Genomic DNA, 23,290 nt, shown 5'->3' on the forward strand with positions numbered 1-23,290 from the left:
GTGTGGTTATCAAGGAACCAGCCTTCGGGCTGGTTTTTTTATGCCTGCGCGAATGTGGACCAAGCCCAAGATATTGAACAAAAAGAATTTTTCGGACGACTGGCAAGTTCTTGAACCGCCTTGTAAAGAAATCTGTACGAATGTGGCCGTTTTCAGTCCGCATTTCAGATCAAGCCCGATCGTGTAAACAAACCTTGCCGGCGCCCCTGTGCCAAAGCCGTCGCCATGGCGCCAGCCACCCTTGCCCAAACCCCCGTCCCCACGGTGTTATAGCCGCCATTGCCTTGTGCAGGAGCCCGTCCAAAGAGCCGGGCTGACAAAACAACAAATGGAGGCGCCATGTACGCCGATCACTTCGCCTTTGAAGGCCTGAACCACAGGAACGCTGCGTTTTTTCCCGAGGAAACGATGCAACGCGTTGACGCCTGCGCGTTTGCAGGGGTATACAGTGCGCCGCGTTTTACCTGTGACCCTCTTGCGTACCGCGCACTCTTGATCACGCCTGGTTGACCTGCTCCGGCGGCACCTGAGGTCAAGAAACCCAAGGTAACCACCTTGCCCATTCCGCTGCGCCACGAGCGCGGTGGGTCCGATTCCGTCACAGATAAAAACAATGCAGGTGACTTCGTTCATGAGTGGACAAAACATGCATTCAGGCGAGCTAAAGCGGGGCCTGAAGAACCGCCATATCCAGTTGATCGCCCTCGGCGGTGCGATTGGTACCGGCCTGTTCCTCGGCTCGGCTGGCGTGATGAAATCCGCCGGCCCGTCGATGATTCTTGGCTACGCCATCTGCGGCTTCATCGCCTTCATGATCATGCGCCAGCTGGGTGAAATGATCGTCGAAGAGCCGGTGGCCGGCTCGTTCAGCCATTTCGCCCACACCTACTGGGGTGGTTTCGCCGGCTTCCTGTCGGGCTGGAACTGCTGGGTGCTGTATATCCTGGTGGGTATGTCGGAGCTTTCGGCGGTCGGCAAGTATGTTCACTACTGGTGGCCGGAGATCCCCACCTGGGTCACGGCGGCAGCCTTCTTCGTGCTGATCAACGCCATCAACCTGATGAACGTGAAGTTCTTCGGTGAAGCCGAATTCTGGTTCGCCATCATCAAAGTGGTCGCCATCGTCAGCATGATCGGTCTGGGTGCCTACCTGCTGACCAGCGGCAGCGGCGGCCCTGAAGCCACCGTGGCCAACCTGTGGACACATGGCGGTTTCTTCCCCAACGGCGTCAGCGGGCTGGTAATGGCCTTGGCTTTCATCATGTTTTCCTTTGGTGGCCTGGAAATGCTCGGCTTCACCGCCGCCGAGGCCGACAAGCCAAAGACCGTGATCCCCAAAGCGATCAACCAGGTCATCTACCGCATCCTGATCTTCTATGTCGGTGCCCTGGTGGTGCTGCTGTCGCTGACCCCGTGGGACAACCTGGTCGCCAGCATCGACGCCTCGGGTGGCAGCTACGGCAGCAGCCCGTTCGTGCAAGTGTTCTCGCTGCTGGGCAGTGACGTGGCTGCCAACCTGCTGAACTTCGTGGTGCTGACTGCGGCGCTGTCGGTGTACAACAGCGGCACCTACTGCAACGCCCGCATGCTGCTGGGTATGGCCGAGCAGGGCGATGCCCCGGCGTCGCTGGCCAAGGTCGACAAGCGGGGCGTGCCAGTGCGTTCGATCCTGGTGTCGGCTGCCGTGACCTTCGTCGCCGTGCTGCTGAACTACCTGATGCCGCAAAACGCGCTGGAGCTGCTGATGTCGCTGGTCGTGGCCACCCTGGTGATCAACTGGGCGATGATCAGCTACTCGCACCTGAAGTTCCGTCAGCACCTCGACCGTACCGGCCAGAAGCCGCTGTTCAAGGCGCTGTGGTACCCGTACGGCAACTATGTGGTACTGGCTTTCGTGGTGCTGATTCTGGGCATCATGCTGATGATCCCGGGCATCCAGGTGTCGGTGTATGCGATCCCGGTGTGGCTGCTTGCGATGTTGGCGGTGTACATGGTCAAGTCGCGTCGCCAGGTGAATGCGGGCGGTGCTGTTGAGACTGTGGCCAAGTAAGGTGCCATAAGCGGTATGCGAAAACCCGGAGTCAGGTGGCTGGCTTCGGGTTTTTGTTGTCTGTACGGGCCCTTTCGCGGGTGAACCCGCTCCTACAGGTGCAGCTTTGCCCTCAGGTCAGGTGATCCCGCCAACAATCAGATCTGCTCCAGCAACCACCCCCTGAATGCCCGCAGCGACGGCAGTGCCTCATTCCTCGGCGGGTAGATCAGGTAATAACTACGTTGGCTGGCAAACGCCATGCCTGGGCTGTACAGCTCGCCCTTGGCCAGTTCCTCCTCCACCAATATGCGCGGCACCAGCCCGATCCCGATCCCGGCACGTACCGCCTGGATCAGGTGCGAGGTCAGCTCGAAGCTAGGCCCCAGCCGCATCGCCCGGTGCGGCAAGCCATGATGGGAAAACCACTCGCCCCACGCATGCGGGTTGTTGGCCACATTCAGCAGCACCTCTTCACTGATCCGCGCCGGGCTCCAGACTTGGCTGCCGACGCCGGCCTCCGGCGGCAAGATCACCACCAGCTCCTCGGCATGCAGGCGATGGCAGACAAGCCCCGGCAAGTCGTGGCTGGCCACGCCGATGGCGGCATCGATTTCGCTGGTGTCGAAGTTGATGGTTTCAATGCGTGAATGAATGTGCACCAGCATGCCTGGGTGAGCGCTGTAGAACGCATGCAGCCTCGGCAACAGCCATTTCGAACCGAAGGTTGGCAGGGTAGCCAGGCGCAAGGTGCCTACCCCCGACTGATAGGCCAGTGCCTGCAAGGTGGCGCTGCGGATGCGCCCCAGTGCCTCGCTCAGCTCGCGCTGGTACAGGCGGCCGACATCGGTCAGCTGCACCTGGCGCCCCTCGCGGCGGAACAGGGTCAGGCCCAACTGCTGCTCCAAGGCTTGCACCTGGCGGCTGACCGCGCTTTGGGTCAGCGACAGTTCGGCGGCGGCACGGGTGTAGCTTTCATGCCGGGCGGCGGCCTCGAAAGCCAGCAGCAGTGACATGGATGGGGTCAGGTGGCGGTAATTCATTCATAAAAGTCATTGATAGCGTCAGGATTATCCGTTTGCCCCTGACGCGAAACTACAGGAACATTGGCCTATACGTCATCCCTGCATGCCTCAACCCATGCCGGGGCGACAGGGATCCCGTGATTTAGCCAATATCAAGAGGCCATCCTTCGATGATCGCCCAGCTGTCCACCGTTGTACCGAGCGCCAATTACCCCGAATTCCTCGAAGCCCTGCGCAACAGCGGCTTCCGTGGCCAGATCAGTGCCGACTACGCAACCCGCACGGTACTGGCCACCGACAACTCGATCTACCAGCGCTTGCCGCAGGCGGCGGTGTTCCCGCTGGATGCCGACGATGTGGCGCGGGTCGCCACGCTAATGGGTGAACCGCGCTTCCAGCAGGTCAAGCTGACCCCCCGCGGTGGTGGCACCGGCACCAACGGCCAGTCGCTGACCGACGGTATAGTCGTCGACCTGTCGCGGCACATGAACAACATTCTCGAAATCAACGTGCAAGAGCGCTGGGTGCGGGTACAGGCCGGCACGGTCAAGGACCAGCTCAATGCTGCGCTCAAGCCGCACGGGCTGTTCTTCGCCCCTGAGCTGTCCACCTCCAACCGCGCCACGGTCGGCGGCATGATCAACACGGATGCCAGTGGCCAGGGCAGTTGCACCTACGGCAAAACCCGCGACCACGTGCTGGAGCTGCACAGCGTGCTGCTCGGTGGCGAACGCCTGCACAGCCTGCCGATCGACGATGCTGCGCTGGAGCAGGCCTGCGCCGCGCCGGGCCGGGTCGGCGAGGTGTACCGCATGGCCCGGGAAATTCAGGAAACCCAGGCCGAACTGATTGAAACCACCTTTCCCAAGCTCAACCGTTGCCTGACCGGCTACGACCTGGCGCACCTGCGCGACGAGCAGGGCCGCTTCAACCTCAACAGCGTGCTGTGCGGCGCCGAGGGCTCGCTGGGCTACGTGGTCGAAGCCAAGCTCAACGTGCTGCCGATTCCCAAATATGCGGTGCTGGTCAACGTACGCTACACCAGCTTCATGGATGCGCTGCGTGATGCCAACGCGCTGATGGCGCACAAGCCGCTGTCGATCGAGACGGTCGACTCCAAGGTGCTGATGCTGGCGATGAAAGACATCGTTTGGCACAGCGTTGCCGAGTATTTCCCGGCGGACCCCGAACGCCCCACGCTGGGCATCAACCTGGTGGAGTTCTGCGGCGACGAGCCGGCCGAGGTCAACGCCAAGGTGCAGGCGTTCATCCAGCACCTGCAAAGCGACACCAGCGTCGAGCGCCTGGGCCACACCTTGGCCGAAGGCGCCGAGGCAGTCACCCGCGTCTATACCATGCGCAAGCGTTCGGTGGGCCTGCTGGGCAACGTCGAAGGCGAAGTGCGCCCGCAGCCGTTCGTGGAGGACACCGCGGTACCGCCAGAGCAGTTGGCCGACTACATCGCCGACTTCCGCGCACTGCTCGATGGCTACGGCCTGGCCTACGGCATGTTTGGCCACGTCGATGCCGGCGTGCTGCACGTGCGCCCGGCACTGGACATGAAAGACCCGGCGCAGGCCGCGCTGGTCAAGCCGATTTCCGACGCCGTTGCCGCGCTGACCAAGCGCTATGGCGGCCTGCTGTGGGGTGAGCACGGCAAGGGCCTGCGCTCGGAATACGTGCCCGAGTACTTCGGTGAGCTGTACCCGGCGTTGCAGCGCCTGAAGGGCGCCTTTGACCCGCACAACCAGCTCAACCCGGGCAAGATCTGCACGCCACTGGGCAGCGCCGAGGGCCTGACCCCGGTCGATGGCGTGACCCTGCGCGGCGACCTTGACCGTACCATTGACGAGCGCGTATGGCAGGACTTCCCCAGCGCCGTGCACTGCAACGGCAATGGCGCCTGTTACAACTATGACCCCAACGACGCCATGTGCCCGTCGTGGAAGGCTACCCGCGAACGCCAGCATTCGCCCAAGGGCCGCGCCTCGCTGATGCGCGAGTGGCTGCGCCTGCAGGGCGAGGCGAACATCGATGTGCTGGCTGCGGCGCGCAACAAGGTGTCGTGGCTCAAGGGCCTGCCGGCGCGTCTGCGCAACAACCGCGCGCGCAACCAGGGCCAGGAAGACTTCTCCCATGAAGTGTACGACGCCATGGCTGGCTGCCTGGCGTGCAAGTCGTGCGCCGGGCAGTGCCCGATCAAGGTCAATGTGCCGGACTTCCGCTCGCGCTTCCTCGAGCTGTACCACGGTCGCTACCAGCGCCCGCTGCGTGACTACCTGATCGGCTCGCTCGAGTTCACCATCCCCTACCTGGCGCACGCACCGGGGCTGTACAACGCGGTGATGGGTTCGAAGTGGGTGAGCCAACTGCTGGCCGACAAGGTGGGCATGGTCGACAGCCCGCTGATCAGCCGCTTCAACTTCCAGGCTACCCTGACCCGTTGCCGCGTTGGCATGGCCACGGTGCCGGCCCTGCGCGAGCTGACCCCGGCCCAGCGCGAGCGCAGCATCGTGCTGGTGCAGGACGCCTTCACCCGCTACTTCGAAACACCGCTGCTGTCGGCCTTCATCGACCTTGCCCACCGCCTGGGTCACCGGGTATTCCTGGCGCCGTACAGCGCCAACGGCAAGCCGTTGCACGTACAGGGTTTCCTTGGCGCGTTTGCCAAGGCAGCGATCCGCAACGCCACGCAGCTCAAGGCCCTGGCCGATTGCGGTGTGCCGCTGGTGGGGCTGGACCCGGCGATGACGCTGGTGTATCGCCAGGAGTACCAGAAGGTGCCAGGCCTGGAGGGTTGCCCGCAGGTGCTGCTGCCGCAGGAATGGTTGATGGATGTGCTGCCCGAGCAGGCGCCTACCGCACCGGGCAGCTTCCGCCTGATGGCGCACTGCACCGAGAAGACCAACGTGCCGGCCAGCACCCGGCAGTGGGAGCAGGTGTTCGCCCGTCTGGGGCTGAAGCTGGTGACCGAGGCCACGGGTTGCTGCGGCATGTCCGGTACCTATGGGCACGAAGCTCGCAACCAGGAAACGTCTCGGACCATATTCGAGCAGAGCTGGGCGACCAAGCTGGACAAGGACGGGGAGCCGCTGGCGACCGGTTATTCGTGCCGTAGCCAGGTCAAGCGCATGACCGAGCGGAAGATGCGTCACCCGCTTGAGGTGGTGTTGCAGTACGCTCAGCGCTAAGTTTGAGGCCTTTTGGGGCTGCTTTGCAGCCCTTCGCGGGTGAACCCGCTCCTACGGGGGGATCGTGCACGCCAGGCTGGCGCGTCAACCCTGCAGGGGCGGGGTGGGCCGCGAAGAGGCCGGCACCGGCTTTCAGGCTGCTGTTGTACGGTCCCTGTCCCGACGCCCCTGGCGGTACAAATAGAGGCTCAATACCAACCCACACGCTGCCGCAGCCGCCGCGAACAGAAACATCGAAGCGAAGCCGAACCCCGCCGCCACCGCACCGACCAATGGCCCGGTCACCCCCAGTGACAAGTCGATGAACAGCGAATACGCCCCCACCGCTGCCCCGCGGTTAGCTGCCGACACTTGGTTCACCGCCTCCACGCCCAATGCCGGAAACACCAGCGAGAAACCAAACCCACTCAGTGCAGCCCCCGCCAAGGCCAGTTCGGCGTTGGGTGCCAGCCACAGCATCAACAGCCCAAGCGTTTCCACCGACAGGCAGGCGATCGCCACCCTGAAGCCACCGATGCGATTGATCAGGTTGCCAAAGAGCAGCCGTGCGCTGATGAAACTGGCGCCGAACAGGCTCAGGGTCAGCGCCGCATTGGCCCAGCCACGGCTTGCGTAGTAAAGGGTGATGAAGGTGGCGATGGTGCCAAAGCCGATCGAGCCCAGGGCAAGCCCTGAGCCATGCGGGAATACCTTGCCCAGCACCCGCAGGAACGGCAGGCGTACACCGCTGACGATGGGGGCGGCCTGCTTGGGCCAGGCCAGTAGCAAACCGAGTATGCACAGCAGGATGATGCTCACACCCATGCTCCACAGCCCGAGGCCTTTGACCATCAGCACGCCCAGTGGGGCGCCGATGGCCAGCGCACCGTAGCTGGCGATGCCGTTCCAGGAGATGACCTTGGCCGTGTTTGCGGCACCCACCCGGCCAATGCCCCAGCCGATCGCACCCGAGCCTACCAGGCTTTCGGCGCTGCCCAGCACCAGGCGACCGACCAGCAGGCAAGCCAGGCTCAGCCAAGGTAGGTGAGTGAGGAAGGCGCAGGCCAGCATGAATACCCCGCTGAGCCCGCAGCCAGCCAGGCCGTACATGACCGCCTTCTTGCTGCCGTGGTTGTCGATGATACGGCTGGCGCCAGGGCGGCTGAGCAGCGTCGCGAGGTACTGCACGCTGATCACCAGGCCGGCGACCACGGCACTGAAACCCAGGTCGTTGTGCACATAGCCGGGCAGCACGGCCAGGGGGATGCCGATGTTCAGGTAGCCGATGAAGGTGAACAGGACGATGGAGACGACTTGCCCAGTGACGGCAAGGGATGTGGGACTGCGTGCTGGCATTGGGGACCCGTTGCTGCGGTAAGGATGGCAGTGTGTGCCGCCATCTTAACCACAGCAAGGGTGTTTGCGGGCGAAGCTGTCAGGCTGTAGTCAGTTGGTGTAATCGAGCATCCAGGTCACACTGAACTCGGCTTGCGGGTAATCCAGCCGCAAGCGCGGCAGGACGAAGCCGCCACAGGAGCGACAGGCGTCGAGCATTGTGAAGACATCGATACGCTCGACCTCGGTGTGGCGGTGAAGCAGTCTGCGGTTCAGCGCGCTGGCGATGTGTCGTTCGGCATCGAGATGTCGCTTATGGACGCGCGTCCACAGGAAATCTGCGCGCCGCAGGATTGGCAGCTCGGTAAACCGCGGGTCTGGTGGGAAAAACTGGTTAACCTGGCGTGCATCGACGTAGTCCACTGCCGGTGTGAGGCGGGGCGTCGGGATAATATGCAATGCGCGCCGGCCAGGGCTGCCTGACAGGGCGAAGAACACCACGCGGCTATGGTCCCTTAGCGTGACACTGGCAAAGGCCAGGTTGACTGGATACAGGTGCTGACGCAAGGCGGCCATCGCGTTGTCGTCCAGCGACTGTGCACCTGCTGTCGGTGTGTAAGGGTGAGTGGCGCCGCGCGCGGGTAGCAGATCGTCCAGTATGCCTAGCATGTGTTGGCGGTCTGCGGCGCTGGTGCCGTGGAATTGCCTCCAGATCGGGATTATCTCCCGGTTCAATGCTGCGATGCCGCGACTGGCGGGGCCCGCCAAAGCGTCCTGGGCCGCGCTCTGCGTGAGGATGTTGCGCGCGTATTCCGGGAGCAGGCGCGACTCCATGGCTTCGATGAACTGCAGGAATCGCGAGGGGTGGCGGAGTTGCCATGTTCGCCCTTGTTCTATCCAGTCGCGCAGCAATCTGACCACGTTATCGACATCGCGCTGCAGGTTGGGGCGCTCGGCGACGATGCGGTAGGTTTCGCTGATTTCCAGGTACCGCTCGATGGCCTCGTGGTCGGTGATTCTCTCGAACCTGCGACGCAGCCCTCTGGGCGGATGTGGCAGCGAAGCTGGCAGTGCCGGGGCATCCAGCAGCCTTGTCTGCCACGCCCAGGGCTGATGAGGGGCTCCATAAAAAACTCCCAGATCGGCCTCGACGATCAACCACTGCTCACCGCGCCAGTCGATCAATGCGCCGCGCAGGGTGCGGCGGTCGGGGATGGTCCGTGCCAGCCCGCCCAGGCGCACGGGAGGGCAGTAGTCGGTAATCTGCCTGACTTGCTCGATCGGCATGTCCGCAGGCAAGCCAAAGCGTAGTTCAGGCGATGGGTCGACCACGATGCGCCTGTGGTACACGGGAGGCGAGATGACGCCAAGGCGTAACTGGGTTTCTTCGACGGGCAAGGCTTTCAATCGCCTGGGGTGATTAGGGGCGTGTACGACGACCTTGCCCTCGCGCACCATGACCTGCGCCCAGATGTCGAAGCGTGTGTGCTGGGGGCGATAACGAATCGGTACCGGCTCGATCCGCACGGTTTGGAAGGCGTGACTGACGTGTTGTCCGAATACGGGTGTGCCGGCGTCATTGGGCAAGGGCGAGAAGTTCAGGGCTATTTGCGCTTCGCCGCCGGTGTAAGGCGGCGGCACCTCGGTGGGTGGCTGGCCGAGTAGCGGCTCATGCGCAACCCGACGTAGCAGCCCCGAGGTGTTCGGTGTTTGAAGGCGATAGGCGGCGCCATGAATGATTGCATCGACCGTGGCATTGTCGCGGGGGATCAGTGTGGCTGTTTCGGGTAGCTCGCGTGGCACCGGACCATGGCTGTCGGGTATCTGGTCAAGTAGCACGGCATCGGGCGTCTGGCCCGGCAGTACCCTTCGCTGCGTCATGAGTTCCCGGGATTCGGGGGCGACCGTCGTCAGTTCGGGCGCGCTGCGCCAGCGCTTGGGCGGGGTAAGGCGCTCGCTGAAGTCGGGCGTGACGGGGATGCTGCTCCAGCGTCGGGCGGCGCGCGCGGCGTTCAGGCGTGCGGTGTTGGCGCTTTGGCCCAGCACGCCGGGAAGCTTGGCCAATGGTTTGAAGGCCCGTCCACCAAGCGTGACTGCCGCGCCTTTCAGCGCGGCGATGTCCAGGACACAAGCCAGTGCATCGCTGCCATCCTCTGGGTTCAGGCAACTCAAGCCCGGTATCAGGTTGGAAAACAACCGTTGCAAGTAGCGCCCAGTGCTCACGGACTGGCGCCTGGCCAGGAATTGTTCATGCGGGGTAGCGCCTTTGCCCAGTGCATGCAAAGCATCCCGATTGCCCAAGGCGATATCGCTGGCGTAATGCCTGGCCAGTGAGTCGAGGCGATCTTGCGTGGGGGCGATGAGCACTTGTCGCAAGGCGGGAAAGTCGGCAGCGATCCACGGCAGTTGTGATTGGTTGTATTCGCTGTAGAGCAGCGTCAATTGCTCGGCCAGGCGCGTCGGCGCTGTGTGGGCAATGAAGTGCGCTTGCCAGTGCAGCCGTTCGGGGAACAGCTCGTAAAGCCAATCGCCCTCTGTGCCCGGGGCATGTACGACGAAACCCTGGGTGGCCGTCTGCATGTGCCAGTCCGCTCTGGGGCTGGAGCCGTACTCAGGTCGGTTATCGTGGCCCACGTAGATCGGCCAGGTCACGGCATAGGCGGTCCAGGGGCCATCACGCAGGCGGTCCTTGATATCTTCCGGCAGGTGGCTCAAGCAGCGGTGCAGGATAGCTTGATAGACGTTGGTGGCACGCTGTTCCCAAGCGCCGAAGGCCACTTCATACCAGGCGGTCACGTCCGGCAGGCGGGGATTGCTTCGGTAGCCTGCGCCATGGTCAAGGTACATCAGCAGGTGCACTTGGCCATCCGCGTTGCGCGACTCGGGCGCTATCCGGCTCTGGAGCAACTGACGACGCGCCTCCTCGAAGCGGTCCGGGAGATCGTTGAGGCTTTCAACGTCCCTGACCGCCAGGTAGCGATGCAACGCCAATTGCCATTGCTGGTGCGACCAGGGCGGGGGGAGTTCGAATGATCCGCGCAAGGGGGCCCACACCGCCAGCGTCTGGCGCAGTGCTTCTTCGGGAGCAGGGTCATCCTCGTGCAGGGCCTGGCGCATGACCTGTTCTGCGTTGTCGAAGGTCATCGGTTGCTGGCGGGCGCTGAGTATCAGGGCTCCCTGGCGGATGCTGGCCCAGCGCAGGTCGGGCTCGAAGCTGAAATCGGCCGGGTAGCCACTGAGCAGTAGTTCGGGCGCGAAGCGGCGCATCAGCAGTTCACCGGCCAGTTGCGCAATCGCCGGGGTGCAGGCGAGACGGATTTGCACACTGTTGATCAGGTCAAGGCGGATTTCCTCGACGGGGAGCGTGGCATTGTCCGGGCTGAACAGCTCGAAAGCCATGATCAGCCCCGGCTGGCGGTCATCGGGTGGGTACAACACGTCGATCAAGGTTTGTTCGGCCAAGGCCAAGTGATCGGAGCTGGCATCCCATTCTGCCGAGGCGGCCAGTTCGCCGGCCCATCGGGTGAACATGGACGAATGCAGCACGGCGTCGAGCGCTTGAGCGGCTGGCGCATTCAATGCCGGGCCTGGGAGAAACGCCTTTCCATTTTGATCAGGGGTTATGCCTGCCTCCCGTTCGCGGGCAGTGGGCGGGCGGTAACGCCTGCCTTGTGCATAGACTGTCGCACCGAGGGCGTTGAACAGGTGGACGGCAAGGTGAACACCGGCTGGAGGCTTCAGCAGGTGTCTGGCCAGTGTGTGGAGGTCCAGGTAGTTGTCCAGCACCAGTGGACGGGAGGCCGATCGTGGGGGCTGGGGGGGAGTTGGCAAACTGGGGTACAGCAGCAAGGCGGCCGCTACGAAGCAGTCACGCTGGGTCAGGCATACCCGGCGAGCCCAGAGTGCCTGGGCAAGGCTGCAACTGGCATAGGGCCATGGATTGGGCAGGCCTTCGTTCAACCCGGCGATCAGTGAGGCATCGGTTGCCGTGATCACGATATGGGCCAGTTTTGCCTGAAAGGTCGCCACCAGGTTCGCCTCCACTTGGCTGCCGACGGGGCGTCGCAGGATACGGTTGAAGTGCTCATGCGCCGGTTCACGGGCGAACGCTTCGGTCAGCTGCTGGCGCAGGTCATGATCGCTCAGGTCGACGGGGAACAGGTCTGTGAAGCCCAGTGCCTGGTTGAAATGTTCGTGCAGCGATGTGGCCAGGTCCATTGGACCGGACAGGTCGCTGTGCAGGCGCACGCTTTCGGCGTCCAGGGTGTCTATACGGGCGAGTAGGTCGGCGGCGTCAGTGATGGATGACATGGCTCTGCCTCTTTGCGGTAGGAGGCACGAGTCTGTGTAGGGCAGGGGCGGGGCAGGTGGTAGTGGGTTGTTACAACGTTGATTTTAGACGGTGTGAAAACGTGATGACGGGGGTAGCCCGCAGGTCAGCCGTTTTCACACAGTCGGGGATGCGCAGTTATTCCTGGTCAGCGCTGGATTGATCGTCACCATCCTGCTCGGCGGCAGCTGCCGGTTCGGCGTGAACGGTCACGGATGGCTCTTCTGGGTTCAGGCTTGGGAAGGGAAGATTCGGGATTTCATGCATCTCGTCGTTCCTCGCAAGTGTGAGTGAAAAGTCTGCGCCAGGCGCGTTCGTAGCTTCAAAAAGCTCGGGCAGGATACACAAGTCTGGATGACAGTTTGGTTTTTTTCCCGGTCGTTTGTCGGTTTTGCGGGCGAACAGCGCACATATGCCCCATGAAAAAAGGGGCCTCTGCAGATTGTGTGAAAACACACTGATAGGTCCTAGACCAAACGCCCCGACTTGTTCGGGGCGTTTGTTTTTGTGCTGAAAAAAGGCTCCTCAGCCCATCAACTGCATCATTTTCTTGGTACCCAGTACGCTGATCGCCCGCTTGAGGTTGTATGCGGTCACGGCCAAGGCCATTTCGGCTCTCGTCCCTTCGAGTTGCCGTAGCAAGAACCGTCCGTTCCCAAATAGCCATTGTTTGAGATTACCAAACGGGTGCTCCACGATGGATCTGCGTCGTTCCATCATCTCTGGATGCAGTTGCATCCGCTTCGTCATTCGTTCAAAGGCTTCTTCTTGTGCGTGACGCGAGACGTAGCGGCGCTTGGCCGTCGTACATTGGGCTTTCAGCGCACATCCAGCGCAGTCGCTGATTGCTGCCTGGTAGATCCGGTCGCCTTTGTAACGCTGCTTCAGGGTTAGCCACTGGCCTGCTGGACATTGGTACCGATCGTGGTCAGAGTCGTAGGTAAAGTCTTGGCGTTCGAACAATGCCTCTCCGCCTGGGTTCGAGGTTCGGTTTGGCGGCACGTAAGCGGTAATGGAGGCTTCCTCACACGCCTGGAACTGTTGGCCGTTTGAGTAGCCCATGTCCGCAGTCACGGTCAGAGCGTCTTGCCCAAGTTCGGCTTTGGCTGCTTTAGCCATGGGTTCGAGCTGCTTACGGTCATCACCCTCTTGCGTCACCTCGTGATGCAAAATCAGGCAGTGTTCTGCGTCGACGGCAGTCTGCACGTTATAGGCAACACGCGCCCCCTTGGGCGTGCGCATCATCCGGGCATCGTTTTCGTGCGTGTTGAACTGCTCCAGCCCCATCGATTTCATCAAGGCTTGGCAACTGCGATTGTCTTGCTGCTTGGCCTCAAGTTTCGCCAGGGCCGCCTTGATCGCAGTGCGATCTATCACTTGCTCGCCCTCAGACTTGTCTGCGGCATCCAGGTCCGCCAGGTATTGGGCAATCCGCTTCTCCAGCTTCTCGTCCTGACGCTTGAGCTGGTTCAAGTTCAGGTGGCGTCGCGCGGAAGCGACTGCCTGAAACTTGCTCCCGTCGATGGCAACCAAGTCACCGGCAATCAAACCGGCAGCTCGGCAGAACTGTACAAAGGCTCGGCATGTCGCGACGAACGCAGCTTTGTTGTTCTTGCGGAAGTCGGCGATGGTTTTGAAGTCGGGTTTGAGCCGATTGATCAGCCACATCACTTCGATGTTGCGCTGGCATTCGGCTTCCAGGCGCCGGGACGAGCGAATGCGCTGGAAGTAACCATAAAGGTAGAGCTTTAGGTGATCGGCGGGGTCGTACGCGGGGCGCCCGGTGGCCTTGGGCTGAGTTTTCTCAAAGCCGAGTTGACCCAGATCCAGCTTGGCGACATACAGATCAATGACCCGTACGAGGTGATCTTCAGGGATCAATTCCTCCAACGAGACCGGGAACAGGCTGGTCTGGCTGCGGGACTCTCCTTGTATGTAGGCCATAACGAAAAATGCTCCATATCTTTCGATACGGAGCATTCTCTTAAAGGGCCGGGCAGATTGCTAGGTTTTCACACAATCTGTCTGGCCCCTTCTTTCTGGTGATTACTTCCGGCCTTCAGCCGTTTCCGCCACCTTGTCAGTGCGTGCGCACATGATGAAGTCGTTGCGGTGCAGGCCTTTGATCGAGTGGCTCCACCAGGTCACGGTGACCTTGCCCCATTCAGTCAGCAGCCCTGGGTGGTGGCCTTCGGCTTCGGCAATTTCGCCCACGGCATTGGTGAACGCCAGGGCGTGCTTGAAGTTCTTGAACAGGAACACGCGCTCCAGCTCCATGTGGCCGTCACGTACTTCGATGTTCCAGTCCGGGATTTCGCGGATCAGCTCGGCCAGCTCTTCGTCGGTGACTTTCGGTGCGTCGGCGCGGCAGGCTTCGCAATGGGCTTGGTTCAAGGCATTCATGAGGTGTTTTCCGGTTCGAGTTGTTATCGGCAAGGTCGCTCAGGCAGCGACCTTGGGTGGAAATTTCGGGGCGTGCAGACCCAGCTGCATGGCTTTATGGACCATGCCCATGATGTCCTCGTGGGCCAGGTCGAACAGGCGCTTCATGTTCGGCAGCACGAAATACACCGGTTGCAGAATGTCGATGCGGTAGGGCGTACGCATGGCCTCGATCGGGTCGAAGGCTTGGTGCTCAGGCTCGTCAGACAGACTGTAGACGGTCTCTTTCGGCGACGAGAGGATGCCGCCACCATAGATTTTGCGGCCTTGCGCGGTTTCCATCAGGCCAAACTCGATGGTCATCCAGTACAAGCGCGCCAGGTACACACGTTGTTCCTTGGTCGCGGCGAGGCCGAGCTTGCCGTAGGTGTGGGTGAACTCGGCGAACCAGGGATTGGTCAGCAGCGGGCAGTGGCCGAAGATCTCGTGGAAGATATCCGGCTCTTGCAGGTAGTCCAGCTCTTCCGGGGTGCGGATGAAAGTGGCGACCGGAAAGCGCTTGCTGGCCAGCAATTCGAAGAAGGTCTGGAAGGGGATCAGCGCCGGTACCCGGGCAACCTGCCAGCCGGTGGTGGCACCCAGCACCTTGTTGATCTCGCCCAATTGCGGAATGCGGTCATGCGGCAATTTCAGCTGGTCGATGCCGTCCAGGTATTCCTGGCACGCACGGCCTTCGATCACTTTCAGCTGGCGGGTGATCAGGGTGTTCCACACCGCATGCTCTTGCTGCGGGTAATCGATAAAACCATGCGCATCGGGCTCGCGTGCCACGTATTGCGTCTGTTTCATGAGGCTCTCCTGGTGAGGGCTTTTCTTGTTATGTGCAGGACATGCCTAAAGGAATATCCCTTCGCCAGCGGTTTTGCACGGGGGTGGGCCTCGGCCGCGAAGGATGCTGACGTGGGTTTTCGTAACGATAATTTTACAAAACTCGGCAAGTGTCGGAAAATTCGAGGCATCTGGTTGATAGAAACCCGGTTTTTGTCAGCTTATCTTTACGACTTTTCCGCGCGGTGTTGAAAAACATCAGCGCTTCGAGAGCCCTCATGCGTATCAAAGTCCATTGCCAGAACCGCATTGGCATCCTGCGCGACATCCTCAACCTGCTGGTGGAGTACGGCATCAACGTGCTGCGCGGTGAGGTTGGCGGTGACCATGGCAACGCCATCTACCTGCACTGCCCGAACCTGATCAACCTGCAATTTCAGGCCCTGCGGCCGAAGTTCGAGGCGATTGCCGGGGTGTTCGGCGTAAAGCGTGTGGGCCTGATGCCCAGCGAACGCCGGCACATGGAGCTGAATGCGTTGCTGGGGGCGCTGGACTTCCCGGTGCTGTCGATCGACATGGGCGGCAGCATCGTTGCGGCCAACCGTGCTGCCGCGCAGTTGCTTGGCGTGCGGGTTGATGAGGTGCCGGGCATGCCGCTGGCGCGCTACGTAGAAGACTTCGATCTACCGGAGCTGGTGCGGGCCAACAAGTCGCGCATCAACGGCTTGCGCATCAAAGTCAAAGGCGATGTGTTCCTGGCCGATATCGCACCGCTGCAGTCCGAGCACGATGACAGCGAAGCGCTGGCCGGCGCGGTGCTTACCCTGCACCGCGCCGACCGAATCGGCGAGCGTATCTACAATGTGCGCAAGCAAGAGCTGCGTGGCTTCGACAGCATCTTCCAGAGCTCGCGGGTGATGGCTGCCGTGGTGCGTGAAGCGCGGCGCATGGCGCCGCTGGATGCACCGTTGCTGATCGAGGGCGAAACCGGTACCGGCAAGGAGTTGCTGGCGCGTGCCTGCCACCTGGCCAGCCCGCGTGGACAGTCGCCGTTGATGGCGCTCAACTGCGCCGGGTTGCCCGAGTCGATGGCCGAGACCGAGCTGTTCGGTTACGGCCCAGGGGCATTCGAAGGGGCACGGGCCGAAGGCAAGCTGGGGCTGCTGGAGTTGACTGCAGGCGGCACGCTGTTCCTTGACGGGGTAGGGGAGATGAGCCCGCGCCTGCAGGTAAAGCTGCTGCGCTTTCTGCAGGACGGCTGCTTCCGTCGGGTAGGTAGCGATGAAGAGGTCTACCTGGATGTGCGGGTGATTTGTGCAACCCAGGTGGATTTGTCCGAGTTGTGTGCCCGTGGCGAGTTTCGCCAGGACCTGTATCACCGGCTCAATGTACTGTCGCTGCACATTCCGCCTTTGCGCGAATGCATGGATGGTCTGGAGGGGTTGGTGCAGCATTTTCTCGATCAGGCCAGTCGACAGATTGGCTGTGCCATGCCGCGCCTGGCACCGGCGGCAATGGACAAACTTGGGCAGTACCACTGGCCAGGTAATGTAAGGCAGTTGGAAAACGTTTTGTTCCAGGCGGTTTCGTTATGTGACGGCGGCGTGGTTAAAAGCGAGCATATCCGCTTGCCGGATTATGGCGTGCGGCAACCGTTGGGTGAGTTTTCGCTAGAAGGGGATCTTTCGCAGATAGTAGGGCGCTTTGAAAAGGCGGTGCTGGAAAGTTTGATAGGTGAGTTTCCCAGTAGTCGGGCCTTGGGCAAAAGACTGGGTGTTTCGCACACGACAATTGCCAACAAGTTGAGGGATTACTCGCTTAACAAGTCGGCGGATTAGTTGTTGGGCAAAGAACCTGGGACTGCGTTGCAGTCCTTTCGCGACACAAGGCCGCTCCCACAAGTAATACGCTGTGCTCTGGCTGAGCGCATTACCTGTGGGTGCGGCCTTGTGTCGCGATAGGGGGCCGCAGGGCCCCCGATTCCAAGGTATCAGCCGTTAGAGCAGCCGTTCCCCATCACGCGGTATTCGAGAATGTGCTTCTGGCCCTGGGAGTCCTCGTAGGTCATGCGGGCGGGCACGACTTCGCACACATTGGGCACTTCGCTCATGGAAATGACGCGAGCAATGTCCAGGTGCTGCGAGTAACTGTACTGTTCAACCGGAATCTGCTCGGCATCTTTGGCTTCGCCGGCCATTGCCGCGCCGCAAAGACTGCCAAGTACCAATACCAGTAAAGCTTTCATTTTCTATTTACCTGTCTAAGGTCGTGAGGGGGCACGCGGCGCTTATGGCGCCGCGAGTACAGCGAGTGTTAACTATCGGGATTAGAGGGGGATTAACGTTTGCCTTCGTGGGGGCTGTTACCAGTTGTTAATCGCCTTGCCGTTGCTGGCGAGGTGAATTTTATGGCGGTGGCCAATGCTGAAACAGTGGGTGTTTTGATAAAGTGTTTTGACAGAATCTGTAACAATCCTGTGGCAAACCCCTCGTTTTTTCGTCGGCAAGGCTGTAATGCCCGCGCCAGAGCGTTTTGCCGGAACGGGTGTACCAAATTACTACCAACGTCGAATGGCTTTTGTCGCTCTGGTACAGTTACAAACGGTTCCATACAAAAACAACTATTACACCGAGGTAACACAGATGAGTGCGGCTCCACTGTATCCCGTTCGTCCCGAGGTTGCGGCCACTACCCTGACCGACGAGGCCACCTACAAGGCCATGTACCAGCAATCGGTGATCAACCCGGACGGCTTCTGGCGCGAGCAGGCCCAGCGTATCGACTGGATCAAGCCGTTCACCAAGGTCAAGCAGACCTCCTTCGACGACCACCATGTCGATATCAAATGGTTCGCCGACGGCACTCTGAACGTTTCCTCCAACTGCCTGGACCGCCACCTTGAAGAGCGCGGTGACCAGTTGGCCATCATCTGGGAGGGTGACGACCCTTCCGAGCACCGCAACATCACTTACCGCGAGTTGCACGAGCAGGTCTGCAAGTTCGCCAACGCCCTGCGTGGCCAGGATGTGCACCGCGGTGACGTGGTCACCATCTATATGCCGATGATCCCCGAAGCGGTGGTCGCCATGCTGGCCTGTGCACGCATTGGTGCGATTCACTCGGTGGTGTTCGGCGGCTTCTCGCCCGAGGCGCTGGCTGGCCGTATCATCGACTGCAAGTCCAAGGTGGTGATCACGGCCGACGAAGGCGTGCGTGGTGGCCGCCGCACACCGCTCAAGGCCAACGTCGACCTGGCGCTGACCAACCCTGAAACCAGCAGCGTGCAGAAAATCATCGTGTGCAAGCGCACCGGTGGCGACATTGCCTGGCACCAGCACCGCGACATCTGGTACGAAGACCTGATGAAAGTCGCCTCCAGCCACTGCGCACCCAAGGAAATGGGCGCTGAAGAGGCGCTGTTCATCCTTTATACCTCCGGCTCCACCGGCAAGCCGAAGGGCGTGCTGCACACCACGGGCGGTTACCTGGTTTACGCCGCGCTGACCCATGAACGCGTATTCGATTACCGCCCGGGCGAGGTGTACTGGTGCACCGCCGACGTCGGTTGGGTCACAGGCCACAGCTATATCGTCTACGGCCCGCTGGCCAACGGCGCTACCACCTTGCTGTTCGAGGGCGTGCCGAACTACCCGGACATTACCCGCGTATCGAAGATCGTCGACAAGCACAAGGTCAACATCCTCTACACAGCGCCAACTGCCATTCGCGCCATGATGGCTGAAGGGCAGGCAGCTGTTGAGGGCGCCGACGGTTCAAGCCTGCGTCTGCTGGGGTCGGTGGGTGAGCCGATCAACCCTGAGGCCTGGAACTGGTACTACAAGACCGTCGGCAAGGAGCGTTGCCCGATCGTCGACACCTGGTGGCAGACCGAGACCGGCGGCATCCTGATCAGCCCGCTGCCTGGCGCCACCGGCCTCAAGCCGGGTTCGGCAACCCGTCCGTTCTTCGGTGTGGTGCCTGCCCTGGTCGATAACCTGGGCAACCTGATCGACGGTGCTGCCGAAGGCAACCTGGTAATCCTCGACTCCTGGCCGGGTCAGTCGCGTTCGCTGTACGGCGACCATGACCGCTTCGTCGACACCTACTTCAAGACCTTCCGTGGCATGTACTTCACCGGCGACGGTGCGCGCCGCGACGAGGACGGCTACTACTGGATCACCGGCCGTGTGGATGACGTGCTCAACGTGTCCGGCCACCGCATGGGTACTGCCGAGATCGAAAGCGCCATGGTTGCGCATTCGAAGGTTGCCGAGGCCGCAGTGGTTGGCGTGCCGCATGACATCAAAGGGCAGGGCATTTATGTGTATGTCACCCTCAATGCCGGCATCGAGGCCAGCGAGCAATTGCGCCTGGAGCTGAAGAACTGGGTACGCAAGGAGATTGGCCCGATTGCCTCGCCGGATGTGATCCAGTGGGCGCCAGGGCTGCCGAAGACCCGCTCGGGCAAGATCATGCGCCGCATCCTGCGCAAGATTGCGACCGGTGAATACGACGCCCTGGGCGATATCTCGACCTTGGCCGACCCAGGTGTGGTGCAGCACCTGATCGATACCCACAAGGCGATGAACCTGGCTTCGGCCTAATTCCCTCCCCGGCAATACCCCCTGTAGGAGCGGGCTTGCCCGCGAATGCGTCAGTTCAGGCTAAGCTGTCTCCTGACCTCATGCATTCGCGGGCAAGCCCGCTCTTGCATTGTTACCCGACAATCATCGGTTACTGTTCTGTCACCGGCCCCGCACAGGTTCGGGGCGCCAGGAAACAATTCCGGCCCGTTTCGGTGCATCGGGGACAGCATTTTGTGCATCAAGGCACGCTGCACTTGCCGTCGTACAAGGGTTTGCCAATAATAGGCCCAGGAATTGCTAGGTCTATAGGTTCTATTTCATGCGCCATTGCATATTCTGCACTGGCTGTCAACATCGCCCGCGGCGGTTTCAAGCGCTTCTATAAGTAGTTGTCGCTTTGAAGAAATATCGACTACCGGGCTGTCGTTAAAATGCCACTCACTCGCTCGTGGTATGCGGCCTTGGTCGAACCCTGCGCGGCTCGCGTTGTACTCATTCGCATATCGGGCAGCCGTTACCTGCCTTGTATTGCCCCGTACCGATGGAGTTACCTGATGAAGAAGCTCGCACTGCTTGGCGCCCTGGCGCTGTCTGTGTTTTCCCTGGTGTCGCAGGCTGCTGAAAAACCGCTGAAAATCGGCATCGAAGCGGCCTACCCACCCTTCGCCTTCAAGCAACCTGACGGCAGCATTGCCGGCTTTGACTACGATATCGGCAACGCGCTGTGCGAAGAGATGAAAACCAAGTGTACCTGGGTCGAGCAGGAGTTCGACGGCCTGATCCCGGCGCTGAAAGTGCGCAAGATCGACGCCATCCTGTCGTCCATGTCGATCACCGATGACCGCAAGAAGTCGGTCGACTTCACCAAGCGCTACTACCTGACTCCGGCGCGCCTGGTCATGAAGGACGGCACCACCGTCAGCGACAGCCTGGACGAACTGAAAGGCAAGAAGATCGGTGTGCAGCGCGGCTCCATTCACGACCGCTTCGCCAAGGAAGTGCTGGGCGCCAAAGGTGCCACCGTGGTGCCTTATGGCACCCAGAACGAAATCTACCTGGACGTCGCAGCTGGCCGCCTCGACGGCACCGTGGCTGATGCCACCCTGCTGGAAGACGGCTTCCTCAAGACTGACGCCGGCAAGGGCTTCGCGTTCGTAGGCCCGGCCTTCACCGACGCCAAGTACTTCGGTGACGGTATCGGTATTGCCGTACGCAAGGGTGACAAGGCCAATGTCGACCGCATCAACGCGGCGATCGACGCCATCCGTGCCAACGGCAAGTACAAAGAAATCGAAAGCAAGTACTTCAATTTCGACATCTACGGTCCAGACTCGAAGTAAGACGTCGGGTTTCACCTGTGCAATGGTGCAAACAGCAGAGGCTCTGAGGTTTGCACCATTTTTCATTCTCTAGGTCGAGGACCTCATCATGTTGAAAGGCTACGGGGCAGTCATCCTCGACGGGGCGTGGCTGACGCTACAGCTCGCCCTGTCGTCGATGGCCTTGGCCATCGTGCTCGGCCTGATCGGTGTGGCGCTGCGTTTGTCGCCAGTGCGCTGGCTGGCCTGGCTGGGCGATCTGTATTCCACGGTGATCCGTGGTATTCCGGACCTGGTCCTGATCCTGCTGATCTTCTACGGCGGGCAAGACATCATCAACCGGGTGGCGCCGCTGCTCGGCTATGAAGACTATATCGATCTGAATCCGCTGATTGCGGGTATCGGTACCCTGGGCTTCATCTTTGGCGCCTACCTCTCGGAAACCTTCCGCGGTGCCTTCCTGGGCATTCCCAAAGGCCAGGCCGAGGCGGGCGTGGCGTATGGCATGAGCCCCCGCCAAGTGTTCTTCCGCATCCAGGTGCCGCAAATGATTCGCCTGGCCATTCCGGGCTTCACCAACAACTGGCTGGTGCTGACCAAGGCCACTGCGCTGATTTCGGTCGTCGGCCTGCAGGACATGATGTTCAAGGCCAAGCAGGCGGCTGACGCCACCCGCGAACCCTTCACCTTCTTCCTGGCAGTGGCGGCGCTGTACCTGGTGCTGACCAGTGTTTCGCTGCTGGCCCTGAAGTATCTGGAGCGCCGCTACTCGGTGGGCGTCAAGGTGGCTGAACTATGATCTTCGACTATAACGTCGTCTGGGAAGCGCTGCCGATGTACTTCGGCGGTTTGCTGACCACCCTGAAACTGCTGGCGATTTCGCTTTTCTTCGGTCTGTTGGCAGCCATTCCGCTGGGCCTGATGCGGGTATCCAGGCAGCCGGTGGTCAACCTTGCTGCATGGCTGTACACCTACGTCATCCGTGGCACGCCGATGCTGGTGCAGCTGTTCCTGATCTACTACGGCCTGGCCCAGTTCGAGGCGGTGCGCGAGAGTATCTTCTGGCCGCTGCTGTCCAGCGCCACCTTCTGCGCCTGCCTGGCGTTCGGCATCAATACCAGTGCCTACACGGCCGAAATCATTGCCGGCAGCCTCAAGGCGACGCCGCATGGCGAGATCGAAGCTGCCAAGGCCATGGGGATGTCGCGCATGAAAATGTACCGCCGCATCCTGCTGCCTTCGGCACTGCGTCGGGCACTGCCGCAGTACAGCAATGAAGTGATCATGATGCTGCAGACCACCAGCCTGGCGTCGATCGTCACCCTGATCGACATCACCGGTGCTGCGCGCACGGTCAATGCCCAGTACTACCTGCCTTTCGAGGCCTATATCACGGCGGGCGTGTTCTACCTGTGCCTGACCTTCATCCTGGTGCGCCTGTTCAAGATGGCCGAACGCCGCTGGCTCGGCTACCTGGCGCCGCGCAAGCACTGACCGCTTTGTGAGAATCGACAGCATGTACAAACTCGAAGTCCAAGACCTGCACAAGCGCTACGGCAGCCACGAAGTGCTCAAGGGCGTGTCACTGGCGGCCAAGGCCGGCGACGTCATCAGCATCATCGGCTCCAGCGGTTCGGGCAAGTCGACCTTCCTGCGCTGCATCAACCTGCTGGAGCAGCCGCACGCCGGCAAGATCCTGCTCAACAACGAAGAGCTGAAGCTGGTGGCCGGCAAGGATGGTGCGTTGAAGGCCGCCGACCCGCGTCAATTGCAGCGTATGCGCTCACGCCTGTCGATGGTGTTCCAGCACTTCAACCTGTGGTCGCACATGACTGCGCTTGAGAACATCATCGAAGCGCCAGTGCACGTGCTGGGCGTGAACAAGAAGGAAGCCCTGGAAAAGGCCGAGCACTACCTGGCCAAGGTGGGGGTTGCCCATCGCAAGGATGCCTTCCCCGGGCATATGTCGGGGGGGGAGCAACAACGTGTGGCAATTGCCCGGGCATTGGCCATGGAGCCGGAGGTCATGCTGTTCGACGAGCCGACCTCGGCGCTCGACCCTGAGCTGGTGGGTGATGTGCTGAAGGTGATGCAGGCGCTGGCCCAGGAAGGTCGGACCATGGTGGTGGTGACCCACGAAATGGGCTTTGCCCGCGAGGTGTCCAACCAGCTGGTGTTTCTGCACAAAGGCCTGGTGGAAGAAACCGGCTGCCCGCGTGAAGTGCTGGCCAATCCGCAGTCGGAGCGCCTGCAGCAGTTCCTCTCCGGCAGCCTGAAGTAAAAGCT

At 61.2% G+C, this 23,290-nt stretch carries 16 protein-coding genes; 8 read left to right on the forward strand and 8 right to left on the reverse strand.

Features of this window, described 5'->3' with window-relative positions; translation table 11 throughout:
• Positions 1 to 631 precede the first annotated feature (631 nt).
• Complete coding sequence (locus LMH93_RS07200) at positions 632 to 2,050, forward strand: amino acid permease (protein WP_178085909.1); 1,419 nt, start codon at positions 632 to 634, stop codon at positions 2,048 to 2,050.
• 137 nt (positions 2,051 to 2,187) lie between these two features.
• On the opposite strand, the gene LMH93_RS07205 is transcribed toward LMH93_RS07200, so the two are convergent.
• On the reverse strand, positions 2,188 to 3,072 hold the full coding sequence (locus LMH93_RS07205) for a LysR substrate-binding domain-containing protein (protein ID WP_230064953.1): 885 nt from the start codon (positions 3,070 to 3,072) through the stop codon (positions 2,188 to 2,190).
• Positions 3,073 to 3,224: 152 nt separating this feature from the next.
• Between LMH93_RS07205 and ydiJ the strand changes: the two genes are divergently transcribed.
• Positions 3,225 to 6,245, forward strand: coding sequence for a D-2-hydroxyglutarate dehydrogenase YdiJ (gene ydiJ / locus LMH93_RS07210; protein ID WP_230064954.1), 3,021 nt, complete (start codon positions 3,225 to 3,227; stop codon positions 6,243 to 6,245).
• A gap of 132 nt (positions 6,246 to 6,377) precedes the next feature.
• Here the strand turns inward: ydiJ and LMH93_RS07215 are convergent, their stop codons facing one another.
• The 6 genes from LMH93_RS07215 to phhA all read right to left on the reverse strand — a co-directional run bounded on the left by LMH93_RS07215 (position 6,378) and on the right by phhA (position 15,120).
• Positions 6,378 to 7,580: an MFS transporter gene (locus LMH93_RS07215; protein ID WP_003254535.1), complete on the reverse strand. Its 1,203-nt coding sequence runs from the start codon at positions 7,578 to 7,580 to the stop codon at positions 6,378 to 6,380.
• Between the two features lie 90 nt (positions 7,581 to 7,670).
• Positions 7,671 to 11,870 carry a deaminase domain-containing protein gene (locus tag LMH93_RS07220; protein ID WP_230064955.1) on the reverse strand — a complete coding sequence of 1,400 codons (4,200 nt, stop codon included), beginning with the start codon at positions 11,868 to 11,870 and terminating at the stop codon, positions 7,671 to 7,673.
• 157 nt (positions 11,871 to 12,027) lie between these two features.
• A complete protein-coding gene (locus tag LMH93_RS29640; RefSeq protein WP_003254533.1) occupies positions 12,028 to 12,156 on the reverse strand; it encodes a hypothetical protein in 129 nt (42 codons plus the stop codon).
• Between the two features lie 258 nt (positions 12,157 to 12,414).
• Positions 12,415 to 13,833, reverse strand: a complete 1,419-nt coding sequence (locus tag LMH93_RS07225; protein ID WP_181726247.1) for an IS1182 family transposase — start codon at positions 13,831 to 13,833, stop codon at positions 12,415 to 12,417.
• A 102-nt stretch (positions 13,834 to 13,935) separates the two neighbouring features.
• The gene (locus tag LMH93_RS07230; protein WP_003254532.1) at positions 13,936 to 14,292 is read right to left on the reverse strand and encodes a 4a-hydroxytetrahydrobiopterin dehydratase; all 357 of its coding nucleotides are present in this window, start codon (positions 14,290 to 14,292) and stop codon (positions 13,936 to 13,938) included.
• A gap of 39 nt (positions 14,293 to 14,331) precedes the next feature.
• The gene (gene phhA / locus LMH93_RS07235) at positions 14,332 to 15,120 is read right to left on the reverse strand and encodes a phenylalanine 4-monooxygenase (RefSeq protein WP_003254528.1); all 789 of its coding nucleotides are present in this window, start codon (positions 15,118 to 15,120) and stop codon (positions 14,332 to 14,334) included.
• A 257-nt stretch (positions 15,121 to 15,377) separates the two neighbouring features.
• Here phhA and LMH93_RS07240 point away from each other — a divergent pair, with 257 nt between their 5' ends.
• The gene (locus tag LMH93_RS07240; RefSeq protein WP_012051576.1) at positions 15,378 to 16,937 is read left to right on the forward strand and encodes a sigma-54-dependent transcriptional regulator; all 1,560 of its coding nucleotides are present in this window, start codon (positions 15,378 to 15,380) and stop codon (positions 16,935 to 16,937) included.
• A gap of 152 nt (positions 16,938 to 17,089) precedes the next feature.
• On the opposite strand, the gene LMH93_RS07245 is transcribed toward LMH93_RS07240, so the two are convergent.
• Positions 17,090 to 17,344 carry a DUF2790 domain-containing protein gene (locus tag LMH93_RS07245; RefSeq protein ID WP_003254526.1) on the reverse strand — a complete coding sequence of 85 codons (255 nt, stop codon included), beginning with the start codon at positions 17,342 to 17,344 and terminating at the stop codon, positions 17,090 to 17,092.
• Positions 17,345 to 17,741: 397 nt separating this feature from the next.
• Here LMH93_RS07245 and acs point away from each other — a divergent pair, with 397 nt between their 5' ends.
• From acs to LMH93_RS07270, 5 genes are all read left to right on the forward strand, one after another.
• Positions 17,742 to 19,703, forward strand: coding sequence for an acetate--CoA ligase (gene acs, locus LMH93_RS07250; protein WP_003254525.1), 1,962 nt, complete (start codon positions 17,742 to 17,744; stop codon positions 19,701 to 19,703).
• Between the two features lie 536 nt (positions 19,704 to 20,239).
• Positions 20,240 to 21,025 carry an ABC transporter substrate-binding protein gene (locus LMH93_RS07255; RefSeq protein ID WP_003254524.1) on the forward strand — a complete coding sequence of 262 codons (786 nt, stop codon included), beginning with the start codon at positions 20,240 to 20,242 and terminating at the stop codon, positions 21,023 to 21,025.
• 88 nt (positions 21,026 to 21,113) lie between these two features.
• A complete protein-coding gene (locus tag LMH93_RS07260; RefSeq protein ID WP_003254523.1) occupies positions 21,114 to 21,803 on the forward strand; it encodes an ABC transporter permease in 690 nt (229 codons plus the stop codon).
• On the forward strand, positions 21,800 to 22,498 hold the full coding sequence (locus LMH93_RS07265) for an ABC transporter permease (RefSeq protein WP_003254520.1): 699 nt from the start codon (positions 21,800 to 21,802) through the stop codon (positions 22,496 to 22,498). Before LMH93_RS07260 ends, LMH93_RS07265 begins: the two co-directional genes overlap by 4 nt.
• A 22-nt stretch (positions 22,499 to 22,520) precedes the next feature.
• Positions 22,521 to 23,285 (forward strand): ABC transporter ATP-binding protein, encoded by a 765-nt coding sequence (locus tag LMH93_RS07270; protein ID WP_003254518.1) that lies wholly within the window; start codon positions 22,521 to 22,523, stop codon positions 23,283 to 23,285.
• Positions 23,286 to 23,290 lie beyond the last annotated feature (5 nt).

Origin of the sequence: Pseudomonas sp. CIP-10 (genome assembly GCF_020911845.1) — a bacterium.
Taxonomy (GTDB): Bacteria; Pseudomonadota; Gammaproteobacteria; order Pseudomonadales; family Pseudomonadaceae; genus Aquipseudomonas; species Aquipseudomonas alloputida.

Excerpts from the sequence above, each read along its gene's own strand:
- LMH93_RS29640 (WP_003254533.1), bottom strand. The coding sequence starts at position 12,156 with ATGCATGAAATCCCGAATCTTCCCTTCCCAAGCCTGAACCCAGAAGAG.
- ydiJ (WP_230064954.1), top strand. The coding sequence starts at position 3,225 with ATGATCGCCCAGCTGTCCACCGTTGTACCGAGCGCCAATTACCCCGAA.
- LMH93_RS07200 (WP_178085909.1), top strand. The coding sequence starts at position 632 with ATGAGTGGACAAAACATGCATTCAGGCGAGCTAAAGCGGGGCCTGAAG.
- LMH93_RS07265 (WP_003254520.1), top strand. The coding sequence starts at position 21,800 with ATGATCTTCGACTATAACGTCGTCTGGGAAGCGCTGCCGATGTACTTC.
- LMH93_RS07215 (WP_003254535.1), bottom strand. The coding sequence starts at position 7,580 with ATGCCAGCACGCAGTCCCACATCCCTTGCCGTCACTGGGCAAGTCGTC.
- LMH93_RS07270 (WP_003254518.1), top strand. The coding sequence starts at position 22,521 with ATGTACAAACTCGAAGTCCAAGACCTGCACAAGCGCTACGGCAGCCAC.
- LMH93_RS07230 (WP_003254532.1), bottom strand. The coding sequence starts at position 14,292 with ATGAATGCCTTGAACCAAGCCCATTGCGAAGCCTGCCGCGCCGACGCA.
- LMH93_RS07260 (WP_003254523.1), top strand. The coding sequence starts at position 21,114 with ATGTTGAAAGGCTACGGGGCAGTCATCCTCGACGGGGCGTGGCTGACG.
- LMH93_RS07245 (WP_003254526.1), bottom strand. The coding sequence starts at position 17,344 with ATGAAAGCTTTACTGGTATTGGTACTTGGCAGTCTTTGCGGCGCGGCA.
- LMH93_RS07240 (WP_012051576.1), top strand. The coding sequence starts at position 15,378 with ATGCGTATCAAAGTCCATTGCCAGAACCGCATTGGCATCCTGCGCGAC.
- acs (WP_003254525.1), top strand. The coding sequence starts at position 17,742 with ATGAGTGCGGCTCCACTGTATCCCGTTCGTCCCGAGGTTGCGGCCACT.
- LMH93_RS07225 (WP_181726247.1), bottom strand. The coding sequence starts at position 13,833 with ATGGCCTACATACAAGGAGAGTCCCGCAGCCAGACCAGCCTGTTCCCG.
- LMH93_RS07255 (WP_003254524.1), top strand. The coding sequence starts at position 20,240 with ATGAAGAAGCTCGCACTGCTTGGCGCCCTGGCGCTGTCTGTGTTTTCC.
- phhA (WP_003254528.1), bottom strand. The coding sequence starts at position 15,120 with ATGAAACAGACGCAATACGTGGCACGCGAGCCCGATGCGCATGGTTTT.
- LMH93_RS07220 (WP_230064955.1), bottom strand. The coding sequence starts at position 11,870 with ATGTCATCCATCACTGACGCCGCCGACCTACTCGCCCGTATAGACACC.
- LMH93_RS07205 (WP_230064953.1), bottom strand. The coding sequence starts at position 3,072 with ATGAATTACCGCCACCTGACCCCATCCATGTCACTGCTGCTGGCTTTC.